This window comes from Catenulispora sp. EB89, assembly GCF_041261445.1.
In the GTDB taxonomy this organism is placed as follows: Bacteria; Actinomycetota; Actinomycetes; order Streptomycetales; family Catenulisporaceae; genus Catenulispora.
Map to the genome: position 1 here is coordinate 151,477 of NZ_JBGCCU010000002.1, position 12,449 is coordinate 163,925.

Sequence of the window (12,449 nt, forward strand, 5' to 3'; positions counted from 1 at the left end):
ACGCTAGGGTCCCCCGGGTTCCGCCCCGGCCGGTCGGTCGCTCCGCGACGCCGTCTGGCCGGGCAGGAACCCGGCCGGCATCGCCCCGACCGGCGCCACCTCGAACAGCACCTGGAACTCGACCCCGTACTTCTCCTCGATACGGATGCCGATCCCTCCGCACTCGGCCCATGGGATCAAACGCATAGCGCGGAACTCCGCAGGCTCGTGCTTATAGGCCGCCATCTGCAACGGCTCTCCACCGCCGACGCGCGGCGCCACGGTCCACGCCACCGGGTTCTCCCGAGGAGAGGCCAGGCCGAGAAACAGCGCACCGCCGTACTCGACCCACGCGACGTGCTCTTTACGCCGCCCTACCGTGAGCGTCCCGTAGAGGTACTCGACCATCTCGACCGTGTCCGCGTCCTCCCGGATCTCCCGGAAGTGGTCGTTCACGATCTTCCCCAGCTTCTCCTTCAGCGCCACGTCAACGTGCGCACCCTGCTCGGACGCGGTCCGCAGAGAGTAGAAGGCGATGGACGCCCTGTCGTCCACCCTGTAGTAGGCACAGGCAGGGGTCGCGTTATAGAGCTTCACCAACAGCTTGCTCCGTGCGCCCTCCGGCAAGTGGTTCCGGATCCGGTTCAACAGCGCCAGGTTCCGGCTGACCCCGGCGGCGATGTCGATCCCCTCCCCCCTCAGGTCCGCGCTCCGCTGACGCGCGGCGTCAGAAGTCGGATCCAGCAGCAGGATCTCGACCCGGACCTCGTTGTCTCCGGAGAGGACGTTGCGCAGCGCGGTGACGCAGCGGCTCCGCTCCTCCGCCTCGTCGCCCTCCGCGGTGGTGACGTCCAGGATGTTGCTGGACGTGTCCATGATCCGCACGAGGTCGTCGCAGCGCTCCAGCCGCTCTATGAACTTCAGGTAGGGAAAACGCTCGTAGCCGGCCATCGGCACGTAGTCCGCGATGTTCCCGAACTTCTCGTTCGCGAAGGCGCGGATCGCCAGGAACACCGGCGACAAGAAAAAAGCCACAAGCAGCGCCCCGGCCACGTCGCCGGTGACACCGCGGAAAAATTCCTTCCACTGGCCCTTGTCCGGATGCACCCAGGCCATCGTGATCGTGATCGCCACCGTCGCCAGCACCACCGACGACGACCACGCCACCAGCGCGCTCATGCGCCGGTTCCGCATCCGGCTCAGCCAGCCCGGCCGCCCTTCCCGGGCGTCGGCGGGGTCCCGCTCCCGGTCCCGGTCGCGCTCCTCGTCCCGTTCCTGAGTACGCAGCTGAGGTGCGAAGCCGTTCTCCGGCGTGGGGAATTCTCGAGAGATCTCTTTGGGCATGACCACCCCCTTCGGTGTAGGGAACGCCCATCAGAGCATTCCCAAACCGGTAGCGGGTGGAACAACTCAGAACAATGTCAGAACAGGATCGACGCGAAAGCGCCGACCTCCTCGAACCCGACTTTGCGATACACGGCGCGAGCAGGAGCGTTGTAGTCGTTCACGTACAAGCTCACCACTGACGCGAAATCGCGCAGCGCGTACTCGACCACCGCCGCCATCCCGGCCGCCGCGATGCCCTTGCCGCGCAGCGCCGGATGCGTCCACACCCCCTGGATCTGGCACGCCTGGTCGGTCACCGCGCCGATCTCCGCCTTGAACACCACGTGCCCGTCCTCGATCCAGGCGAAGGCCCGGCCGGCGTGCACGAGTTCGGAGACGCGCGCGCGGTAGGAACTGCCGTTGTCGTCGCCGACCGGCGAGACGCCGACTTCTTCGGTGAACATCGCTATGCACGCCGGCAGCAGGGTGTCTATCTGGTTCGGCGTCACCGGCTTCACCCGGAAGTCCGGCTCCACGGTCTCGGAGGATCCGCGGATCTCCATCAGCGGCTGGCTGGAGCGCACCTCGCGCGCCGGGCCCCAGGTCGGGCGGACCTGCTCCCACAGCGCCAGCGCGGCCTCGGCCGGCCCGACGATCGAGGAGCAGCGGCGGCCCTGGCGGCGGGCCCGCTCGGCGAAGGCGCGCACGGCCTCCGGACCGGCCTCGACCGGGACCAGGTTGGCGCCGGAGTAGCACAGCGCGTCGAGCTTGCCGTTCACCATGTGGCCCCAGACCTCGCCGCCCAGACGCCAGGCGTCCAGGCCGGAGGCCTCGACCCGGGAGGCCACGAAGACGTTCGAGACCGGGTCGCGCGCCAGCAGCGCGCGGACGTCGGCCAGATCGGCCACGCCCAACAGCCTGGTGTTGGTCCCGCGGACCCTCGACAAAACGCTCATCGCACGATCACCAGTTCACTGTACGGCGTTTGCCCGTAGCCTGCCCTGCTCTGTAGCGGAAACGGCTGCACACCGGCGAACCATGCGGCTGTTCGGTGCGCGGCCGCGACCACGGAAGCGCTCTACGGAGCCCAGAAAACAGCCCCGTATAGGACGGTACTGGAAGTGGGGCCTTAAAGCGCGGCGTTCACGGACTCCACGATTTCACCGGTCTCGGCATCGATCTCCAGGCCCATCTCGGAGGCGATCTTGAAGGCCTCCTCGATCAGGGTCTCCACGATCTGTGCCTCGGGCACGGTCTTGATGACCTCGCCGCGCACGAAGATCTGGCCCTTGCCGTTGCCCGAGGCCACGCCCAGGTCAGCCTCACGCGCCTCGCCCGGGCCGTTCACGACACAGCCCATGACCGCGACCCGCAGCGGCACCTTCAGACCGTCGAGCGCCGCGCTGACCTGGTCGGCGAGCTTGTACACGTCCACCTGGGCCCGGCCGCAGGAGGGGCAGGAGACGATCTCCAGGCCACGCTTGCGCAGCCCCAGGGACTCCAGGATCTGCTGGCCGACCTTGACCTCCTCCACCGGAGGCGCCGACAGGGAGACCCGGATGGTGTCGCCGATGCCCTCGGCCAGCAGCGCCCCGAAGGCGACCGCGGACTTGATGGTGCCCTGGAACGCCGGACCGGCCTCGGTCACCCCCAGGTGCAGCGGGTAGTCGCAGGCCTCGGCCAGCAGCCGGTAGGCGTTGATCATCACGACCGGGTCGTTGTGCTTGACCGAGATCTTGATGTCCCGGAAGTCATGCTCCTCGAACAGCGAACACTCCCACAGCGCGGATTCCACCAGCGCCTCGGCAGTGGCCTTGCCGTACTTCTCGTACAGCCGCTTGTCCAGGGATCCGGCGTTCACGCCGATCCGAATCGGAGTGCCCGCGGCCTTGGCCGCCTTGGCGATCTCGCCGACCTTGTCGTCGAAAGCCTTGATGTTGCCCGGGTTCACGCGGACCGCGGCGCACCCGGCGTCGATCGCGGCGAAGACATACTTCGGCTGGAAGTGGATGTCGGCGATCACCGGGATCTGCGACTTCTTCGCGATCATCGGCAGCGCGTCGGCGTCGTCCTGCGACGGCACCGCGACCCGCACGATCTGGCAGCCGGCGGCGGTGAGCTGCGCGATCTGCTGGAGCGTGGCGTTCACGTCGGAGGTGAGGGTCGTGGTCATCGACTGCACGGACACCGGGGCGTCGCCGCCCACCGGGACGTTCCCCACCATGATCTGGCGGGACTTGCGGCGGATGGCAAGCGGCTTGGTCGGGAGTGCGGGCATGCCCAACGCGATGGCGGTCAAGGTCTCACCGTTCCGTGAATGGTTTTCTGCTCGCCGTCCACGCTACGGCACGTTCGTGAGGCGTTCGCACGCGCCGCGAGATTTTCACTTGGCCTTCACCGGCGCCACGGTGGCGCAGGTCACAGCTACCGCGCGGACCTCGCCCGGTCAAGCCCCGGTCGGAGCCGACGCCCGATCAGCTCGGGAACTTCAGCGGGTTGGTGATGTCGGCGGCCATCAGCAGCAGCGACAGCCCGACGAACAGGACCAGGAAGGTGAACGCGGCCGGCATCAGCTTGTTCAGGTCCACGCGGCCCGGGTCCGGCCGGCCGAAGAGCTTGGCGATCCGGCGGCGGCCGGCCTCGTACAGCGCGATCGCGATGTGCCCGCCGTCCAGGGGCAGCAGCGGCAGCAGGTTGAAGATGCCGATGAACATGTTGATGCTGGCGATGTAGTACAGGAACTGGGAGTAGCCGCCGTCCTTGATCACGCTGCCGGTCAGGCTCGCCATGCCGACCACGCCCACGGGGGCGTTGGCCGAGCGCGGCTGGCTGGTGTCGGTGGCGGCCTGGAACAGCTTGGGGATCGAGGCCGGGATGTCGACCAGGCCCGTGACCGAGCCCTTGGCGTAGGAGCCGAAGGTGGTGAAGGCGTTGCCGGTCTCGTTCAGCAGGCCGGGGTGCTGGTAGACCAGCGGCGGGGCCTGGATGCCGATCATCAGCGCGAGGTTGACCGTTTTGGGATCGGTCGAGTTGTTGCCGACGGCCGGGACGATCGTCGTCGTGTGCGGCTGGCCGTCCCGGGTGAAGTCGACGGTGATCGGCACCGGCGGGCCCGAGAGCTTGCCGCCCGCGCTCACCGTCGGCTGGCCCTTGTGCAGGTCGGTGGTCACGTCGTCCCAGCTGTGCACCGCCGCGCCGTTGATCGCGGTGATCTTGTCACCGTTCTGCAGCTTCGCCGCCTGGGCCGGGCTCTCGGCATCGCCCGGAGCGCAGTTTCCGGCAGTCGTCTTCAGGCACTGGGTGACGGTGCCGACCGTGCCGGACAGGTCGCGCGAAGCGATACCCCAGGTCAGCGGCACGATCAGCATCAGCGCCAGGGCGATGATGAAGTGCATCAAGGAACCGGCCGACAGCGTCAGCAGCCGCCAGCCCAGCGGCTTGCGGTAGAAGGCCCGCGGCTCGTCCTCGGGGTCGATCGGCTCCAGGTCCGTCATCCCGACGATCTTCACGTAGCCGCCGGCCGGGATCGCCTTGACGCCGTACTCGGTCTCGCCCTTGCGGAAGGACCAGATCTTCGGCCCGAAGCCCAGGAAGAACTCGGTGACCTTGCCGCCGGCCTTGCGCGCGCACACCATGTGCCCGGCCTCGTGCAGCATGATCGATGCCACGAGCGCGACGACGAACAGGATGATGCCTAGCGGGCCCACTTATCCACCTATCGTCGTCGGCACTTGCGCCTGGGCTGTACCCGTCACCTAATCAAGTCTTTCAGCCGGCTGTGAGTTCCCGCGCGCGCGTACGCGCCCAAGAATCCGCCTCCAGGACGGCCTCCAGAGTAAGGTCCCCACCCTGAGAGCGCCCTGAACCGGCGTGCTCGGCGACCACCCGTTCGATGGTATCGACGATCGCCGGGAAGCGGAGGCGGCCGGTGAGGAACGCGGCCACACACTCCTCGTTGGCACCGTTGAAGACGGCCGGAGCGGTGCCACCGGTTGCGCCGACCTGCTTGGCCAGCCGGACCGAGGGGAACGCCTCGTCGTCAAGGGGGAAGAACTCCCAGGTCGCGGCCTTGGTCCAGTCCAGGGCCGGGGCGGCGTCAGGGACCCGGTCCGGCCAGCCCAGGGCCAGGGCGATCGGTAGGCGCATGTCCGGCGGGCTGGCCTGAGCCAGCGTGGAGCCGTCCACGAACTGGACCATCGAGTGCACGATGGACTGCGGATGCACCACGACCTCGATGCGGTCGAAGGGGACGTCGAACAACAGGTGCGCCTCGATCACCTCCAGACCCTTGTTCACCAGGGTCGCGGAGTTGCAAGTGACCAGCGGCCCCATGTTCCAGGTCGGGTGCTTCATGGCCTGTTCGGGGGACGCGTCCGCCATCTCGGCCCGGGTCCGGCCGCGGAACGGCCCGCCGGAGGCGGTGACGACCAGCTTGTCCACCTCCTCGGCACGACCGCCGCGCAGCGCCTGCGCCAGCGCCGAGTGCTCGGAGTCGACCGGGACGATCTGGCCGGGCTTGGCCCGCCGGGCGACCAGGTCGCCGCCGATGATCAGGGACTCCTTGTTGGCCAGCGCGAGGGTCCGGCCGGAGTCGAGGGCGACCAGCGTGGCCTTCAGGCCGGCGGCGCCGTCGATGGCGTTCAGGACGATGTCGCACTCGCGGGCGGCGAGCTCGGCCGAGGCCTCCGGGCCGGCCAGGATCTCCGGGATCTGGAACTCGCCGGCCGAGTAGCCGCGCTTCTGGGCCGCGGCGTAGAAGGCGAGGTTCAGGTCCTGCGCAGCGCTGGCCTTGGCGACGGCGACCGTGCGCGCGCCGGTGGCCAGGGCCTGCTCCGCCAGGAGTTCCGGGTTCCCGCCGCCGGCCGCCAGGCCGACGACGCGGAAGCGGTCGGGGTTGCGGGAGACCAGGTCCAGGGTCTGGGTGCCGATGGAGCCGGTGGAGCCGAGAAGAATGATGTCGCGCACGGTGTGGGTCACGTCGGTCATTGTGGCTTACCGCTGTGGAGCGCAGGGCGCGTGCGGGCCGACGGTCACACGAGGTTCACACCGATGTGCTCATTTCCGGGAGGGTCGCGGGAGGGTTGGTGTGCTCTGCGATGGCGTGCCCCGCAGTGGCGTTGCCCCGCAGTGGTGTTCCCGCGATGCGCGCCTCGCGATGGTGTGCCCGCGCCGGTCGGCGCCGCGCTTCCCGCCGCGCTTCCCGCCGCGTGTCCCGCTGCTTCTGCTGCTACATCTCCATCAGGCGCAGCGACAGGCCGCCGACCGGGATCCAGTCGATCTCGGCGCCGGCGTCCCGCAGGTCGGTGAGCACCAGGTCGTCGTACATCAGGTGGGCCGCGTCGTGCGGCCACAGGACCGCCCACAGCCACAGGCCGCCGGCCTCGCCGAGGAACACCGCGCGGTCGCCGGTGTCCGGGACGTTCCACATGGAGGTGGACCGGCCTGCGGCGTAGAGCTTGGCGTGCGCGGCGGTCTGCTCGAAGATCTCGCCCGGGTCCGGGCCCTCCAGCCCGGCGAAGCGCGCACCGAGGCCGACGCCCATCTCCTCGGCGATCAGCAGCAGTTCCCCGACTCCGCCGAACGGGTTCGGACCGGCACAGGCCACCGCGGTCGCGCGGGCCCCGGCCTCGTCGCCGGCGTAGGCCATACCGGTGAACTCCCAACCGGTCGGCAGGGGCCAGGGCATCCACACCGGGACCTGGCTGTTGGCGGCCGTCTCGGCCAGTTCCTTCGCGGTGGGGGGCTGCACCGGCTGCAGGGGGTGGATCGCGCCGTGCAGGTCACACTGCCAGGTCGTGGACAGCAGGCCGGGGGCGCGCACCCGGCTCCCACAGCGTGGGCAGCTGGGCTCGGCCTTCATAGAGACTGACAGTCCTCTCAGGGCGGGCGGTCCGTCAAGCCCTGTCACCCGGATGGCGGGGGCGGTCGGACCGGGGGCGGGGCGCGGGTCCGGCTACGCGCCCCTCACTGTGTTTCTGCCGCGCCCTGCCGCGCTCCAATCCCGCGCCGGCGTCCGGCTACGCCGCGGGGGTCGGGCGGCCGGGCTGCTCGCCACCCCGGGCCTCGCCGTACACGCGCTTGGGAACCATCACCTTGCGGCGGAAGACGCACACCACGGTGCCGTCCTGCTTGTAGCCCTTGGTCTCGACGTAGACGATGCCGCGGTCGGTCTTGGACTTGGACTCGGTCTTGTCCAGAACCTCGGTCTCGCCGTAGATGGTGTCGCCGTGGAAGGTCGGCGCGATGTGCCGCAGCGACTCCACTTCCAGGTTCGCGATCGCCTTGCCGGACACGTCGGCCACGGACATGCCCAGCAGCAGCGAGTAGATGTAGTTGCCGACGACGACGTTGCGCTTGAAGTCGGTGGTCTCCTCGGCGTAGTTGGCGTCGAGGTGGAGCGGGTGGTGGTTCATAGTGATCAGGCAGAACAGGTGGTCGTCGTACTCGGTGACCGTCTTGCCCGGCCAGTGCTTGTACACCGCGCCGACCTCGAACTCCTCGAAATACCGGCCGAACTGCATCGATGGGGGTCCCTTCTCACCTGGTCGCGCTTGGGCGCGTGGTCGCCGCCGGTCGCCCGGTCGGCGCTGCCGCTGTCCTGAGTTCTGCGGTCATCTTCGCGCAGCGGGCTACTCGCCAGTAGTACGCCGGGCGGTGAGGTCCGCCACGTTCTTGACGCGGAGGCCCGGCGCTGATGTGATGCCCGGCGTGACCGGGAGCCCGATATCCGACTACGGATACCCCACGCCGTACGGCATGACGCCGCCCCGCATCAGGACCTCCGTCCGCGGCCTCGGCATCGCGGCGATCGTCCTGCTGGCAGTGGACGCGGCGCTGGCCGCCCTCGCCGCCGGGTTCCTGATCTGGCGACAGTCGCTGCTCACCGACGTCCTCACCGACCCGGCCGCCGTGAACCCGACCAGCCTGGACGACTCCGACTCGGCGACCCGCGCCACCATGGGCTGGTTCACGATCTTCACCCTGGCCACGATCGTGGTCTTCATCTGCTGGTTCTGGGCCGCACGCAACAACGCCGAGGCCTACACCCCCAACCGCGGAACCCTGCGCGTCGGCTGGTCGGTCGGCAGCTGGTTCATCCCGGTGGCCTCCCTGATCCTCCCCTGCCTCGTCGCCCGCGACATCCACCGCGGCACCATGCTCGGCCGCCAGGGCAGACCCGCCGGCGGCGGCCTGATCACCGGCTGGTGGTGGGCCATGTACGTGGCCTTCTGGATCAGCGGCCTGGTGGTGAGCGGCGAGAACGGCCGCATGCAGAACGACGCACCAGTGGACCGCGTGAGCGACATGCGTTCAGCGGCCACCGCCGGCATCGTGGCGCTGGCCATCGGCGTGGCGGCGGCACTCCTGGCGATCGCCTACGTGGCGACGATCACGAAGGAACAGAGGGCGCGCAACCTGGCGGGCGCTTGGTACGGCGGGCCGGGGATGCCGGCGACGCAGGTGCCTTACGGAATGGCCTACGGGTACGGGGTGCCGGGATACCCGATGCCGGGTCAGGTGCCGGGCCCGGGCGGCTATCCGATGCCGGGGTACCCGACGCCGGGTTACCCGATGCCCGGCCAGCCGCCGGCACCCCCGACGCAGGAGGCGTGGACTGTATCGGAACCGGTGCCGCCGGTGCAGGACCGCATTCAGGTCGCCGAGACGCAGACGGCTGAGATCCAGGACATCGAGCCGCCGAAGGAGCCCGGCGACTGGCTCACGCCGCCGAGCTAGGCCGAAACCACTCCCCCGGCAGCACCGCGAGCACCGCCGAGCCAGCCCGAAACCGCTCGCTGCAGCCACATCCGGAGCTCGGCCAAGTCAGCCAGCCCGGCCGCTATCCCGAGCCTCGCCGCAAAAGCCACTGATCAGGACCCTGCCGCCGCACTGCGAGCACCGCCAGCCCAGCCCGGAAACCAGCCCCGCCGCTATCCCGAGCTTGCTGGCCCAGCAGCCAGCCTCGCCACAGCTTCATCCCGAGCGCGGCCGGCACCAACCGGCCCCGTACCGCCCGGCGCCGCGCCGCCTAGTCCTCGACCCCGGCCTCGACCTCGGCGTCGCTCCCGCCGGCCTCCTCCGCGACCGAACCGTAGGCCTCCATCTCCCCGGCGGGCATCACCTCGGAGATGTGCGGTGTCAGCTTCTTCAGCAGCAGCGCCAGGTGCTCCTCGCTCAGTACGTCGCCGACCACGGTGGCGTGGGCCAGGTCGCCGATCAGCGAGGCGGCGCGGGACAGGCCGGCGTCGCGGTCCCAGGCTCGGTAGGTCGCCGCGCGGGCGTAGCCGCGGGCCACGCGGGCGGCGCCGACGCGGTCGTGGCGCAGGAGCTCCAGGTCGGCGGCGTCCAGGACTTCGCGGCGGTCCACCTCGAAGATCACGTCTGCGCGCTCCAGGCCGGTCCCTATCTGGTCGACCTGCTGGCGCTCCAGGTTGGAGACCGCGGTGATCAGGCCGTTGACGTGGCGGCCGTGCGGGCCGTAGGCCCACCAGCCCGGGACTTCGGCGACCACCAGGAACTCGCGGGTGACGATGGCTTTGGCGCCGACCGCGCTGGAGGGTGTGTAGTGCTCCGGGGCCGAGACCGCCTGGAGCTGGAACAGGCGGAAGCCGCCGTCGATGCCGAGGGAGAGGGTCATGTCGTCGGCGATGCCCAGGCCCGCCTGCGCGGGGTCGGGGTAGACCAGCAGTCCCACCGGGACGTCGGACTTCGGCGACGCTTCGTCGTCGTCGACGGACAGCGGGTCGTGGTCCTGCCACGTCGAGGGGATGAACGTGGTCACGCCCCGCTCGAGCGCGTCGTAGAGGTCGACCTTGTGGTGGTCCGGCCCCACGAACCGTGTCCCGTCCATCCTCGCTATGACGTAGTAAGTCGCCACTGTTTACTTCCCGCCCTATACGTTCGCGCTCTTCAACCGCCTCAAGGCACCATCCTGCCGCAACCCGACCCCGCAGCGGGACCGACCACTCAAAAACCCAGGGAGCGCACGGCGGTGGCGACCGCGTCCGGCCGGTCGGCGGCGATCAGGTGTTTGGCATCGGGTAACTCTACGACTTCGGCACCGGGAAACAACCCCGCGAACTCGCGCTGACGTTCGACCCACTTGCGCGCGTGTCCGTCCTCTGACGCGCCCGCCGCCCCCACCAGCACCTGTACCAGAACCTCGGGGAACGGCCGTTCGCAGCGCAGCTCAAGTAACTCCACCGCGCTCGGCCGGTACGACCACAGCTCGTTCACCACCGCCGCCGCGACCCGGCTGGAGCGGTAGACGGCGCGCCCCAACTCCCGGTCCGGATCCCGGTGCGTCGTGCTCGCGGCCTGGTAGACCAGCCGCCGCACCGCCGGCCCCAGCACCTGGTTCAGACCGAGGAGCCTGGTCCCCTGGACGAATGCCTGCCCGAACGCCCGGCCCGGCCCGCCCGGCGCCGGCGTGATGTCCGGCTCGGCGCTGCCGTCGACGAAGACGATCCCGGCGATCCGCTCGGGACGCAGGCGCGCGAACGCCTCGGCGTGGAACGCGCCATAGGAGTGCGCGACCACGACGACCTTCTCCTCCGGCCCGACGCCGACCGCGTCCAGCACCCGGCCCAGCCGCTCCGCCTCGCCGGCCAGCGTCTGCGGGCGCGGCCGGCCGTCCGCCCCGACCTCCGGCTGCGACCAGCCCAGCCCGGGACGGTCGAAGCGCACCAGCCGGTGGTCCCCGGCGAGCATCGGCACCACCGGGTCCCACTCGAACCACGCCCCGGCCAGCCCCTGCACGAACAGCACGACAGGACCCTGCGCACCGTCGCGGACGACGTGCAGCAGCGTGCCGTGATCGTCGACGAACCTCACCGCGCCTCCTCCCGGCCATGATCCCACGCAAACCGGCGGAAACCTTCGAAAACACCGAAGCGCCCGGATCTCCTGGGAGCAACCGGGCGCTGCGGAAGGGCTGGAAACCAGAGCCCTACTTCGCCTTGTAGTCCTCCAGCAGCCGCCGACCGATGATCATCTTCTGGATCTCGGCGGTCCCCTCGCCGATCAGCAGCATGGGAGCCTCGCGGTACAGCCGCTCGATCTCGTACTCCTTGGAGTACCCGTAGCCGCCGTGGATCCGGAAGGAGTCCTCGACGACCTCCTTGCAGTACTCGGCCGCCAGGTACTTGGCCATCCCGGCTTCCAGGTCGTTGCGCCGGCCGGCGTCCTTGACCTTCGCCGCGCGCACCATCATCGCGTGCGCGGCCTCGACCTTGACGCCCATCTCGGCCAGCTTGAACTGGATCGCCTGGTGCTGCGCGATCGGCTTGCCGAAGGTGCTGCGCTGCTGGGCGTACGCGGCGCCGAGCTCGAAGGCGCGCACCGCGATGCCGCAGGCGCGGGCGGCCACGTTGACACGGCCCACCTCGACCCCGTCCATCATGTGCGCGAAGCCCTTGCCCGGGGTACCGCCGAGGATCCGGTCGGCCGGGATGCGGTAGTCGGACAGCACCAGCTCGGTGGTGTCGACGCCCTTGTAGCCCATCTTCTGGATCTTGCCCGGGACGGTCAGGCCCGGCGCCACCTCGCCGAAGCCGGCCGGCTTCTCGATCAGGAAGGTGGTGAGGTTCTTGTGCGCCGCGGCCTCGCCGAGATCGGTGCGGGCCAGCAGGGCGACCAGCGTCGAGGAGCCGCCGTTGGTCAGCCACATCTTCTGGCCGTTGATGACGTAGTCGTCGCCGTCGGGCACGCCCTTCGTCGTGATCGCCGCGACGTCCGACCCCAGCGCCGGCTCCGACATCGAGAACGCGGCCCGGACCTCGCCCTCGGCCATCCGGGGCAGGAAGTGCTGCTTCTGCTCGTCGGTGCCGTGCTGCTTGATCATGTAGGCGACGATGAAGTGCGTGTTCAGGATCCCGGAGACCGACATCCAGCCGCGCGCGATCTCCTCGACCACCAGCGCGTAGGTGAGCAGCGACTCGCCGAGCCCGCCGTACTCCTCGGGGATCATGAGCCCGAACAGGCCCATCTCCTTCATGCCCTCGACGATCTGCGTCGGGTACTCGTCGGCGTGCTCCAGGTCGTTGGCGACCGGGATGATCTCCTTGTCCACGAAGGTGCGGACGGTCGCCAGGATCTCCTCCTGGATGTCGGTCAGGCCGTCGGTCTGCGCCAGGCGCCCCATC

11 protein-coding genes are annotated in these 12,449 nt (G+C 69.6%); 1 reads left to right on the plus strand and 10 read right to left on the minus strand.

The genetic code is table 11. The annotated features are described in order from the left end of the window. Positions 1-3: 3 nt before the first annotated feature. The 7 genes from ABH920_RS04300 to ABH920_RS04330 form a co-directional block, all read right to left on the minus strand. A complete protein-coding gene (locus ABH920_RS04300) occupies positions 4-1,323 on the minus strand; it encodes a hypothetical protein (RefSeq protein ID WP_370347006.1) in 1,320 nt (439 codons plus the stop codon). A 77-nt stretch (positions 1,324-1,400) separates the two neighbouring features. Beyond that, complete coding sequence (locus ABH920_RS04305) at positions 1,401-2,261, minus strand: GNAT family N-acetyltransferase (protein WP_370347008.1); 861 nt, start codon at positions 2,259-2,261, stop codon at positions 1,401-1,403. A 173-nt stretch (positions 2,262-2,434) separates the two neighbouring features. Further along, the gene (ispG, locus tag ABH920_RS04310; RefSeq protein WP_370347010.1) at positions 2,435-3,604 is read right to left on the minus strand and encodes a flavodoxin-dependent (E)-4-hydroxy-3-methylbut-2-enyl-diphosphate synthase; all 1,170 of its coding nucleotides are present in this window, start codon (positions 3,602-3,604) and stop codon (positions 2,435-2,437) included. A 175-nt stretch (positions 3,605-3,779) separates the two neighbouring features. Next, entirely contained in the window at positions 3,780-5,012 is a 1,233-nt protein-coding gene (locus ABH920_RS04315) for an RIP metalloprotease (protein ID WP_370347012.1), read from the minus strand. 61 nt (positions 5,013-5,073) lie between these two features. Beyond that, positions 5,074-6,291 carry a 1-deoxy-D-xylulose-5-phosphate reductoisomerase gene (gene dxr, locus ABH920_RS04320; protein WP_370347014.1) on the minus strand — a complete coding sequence of 406 codons (1,218 nt, stop codon included), beginning with the start codon at positions 6,289-6,291 and terminating at the stop codon, positions 5,074-5,076. Between the two features lie 241 nt (positions 6,292-6,532). Then, positions 6,533-7,165 (minus strand): DUF6758 family protein, encoded by a 633-nt coding sequence (locus ABH920_RS04325; protein ID WP_370347016.1) that lies wholly within the window; start codon positions 7,163-7,165, stop codon positions 6,533-6,535. A 157-nt stretch (positions 7,166-7,322) separates the two neighbouring features. Then, entirely contained in the window at positions 7,323-7,826 is a 504-nt protein-coding gene (locus tag ABH920_RS04330; RefSeq protein WP_370347018.1) for a MaoC family dehydratase, read from the minus strand. A gap of 187 nt (positions 7,827-8,013) precedes the next feature. On the opposite strand from ABH920_RS04330, the gene ABH920_RS04335 reads away from it, so the two are divergent. Then, entirely contained in the window at positions 8,014-9,042 is a 1,029-nt protein-coding gene (locus tag ABH920_RS04335; RefSeq protein WP_370347020.1) for a DUF4328 domain-containing protein, read from the plus strand. A gap of 292 nt (positions 9,043-9,334) precedes the next feature. Here ABH920_RS04335 and ABH920_RS04340 read toward each other — a convergent pair whose 3' ends face one another. From ABH920_RS04340 to ABH920_RS04350, 3 genes are all read right to left on the minus strand, one after another. Continuing rightward, complete coding sequence (locus tag ABH920_RS04340) at positions 9,335-10,156, minus strand: hypothetical protein (RefSeq protein WP_370347022.1); 822 nt, start codon at positions 10,154-10,156, stop codon at positions 9,335-9,337. Between the two features lie 116 nt (positions 10,157-10,272). Continuing rightward, a complete protein-coding gene (locus ABH920_RS04345; protein ID WP_370347024.1) occupies positions 10,273-11,139 on the minus strand; it encodes an alpha/beta fold hydrolase in 867 nt (288 codons plus the stop codon). A gap of 115 nt (positions 11,140-11,254) precedes the next feature. Continuing rightward, on the minus strand, positions 11,255-12,448 hold the full coding sequence (locus tag ABH920_RS04350) for an acyl-CoA dehydrogenase family protein (RefSeq protein WP_370347027.1): 1,194 nt from the start codon (positions 12,446-12,448) through the stop codon (positions 11,255-11,257). Position 12,449: the final 1 nt, after the last annotated feature.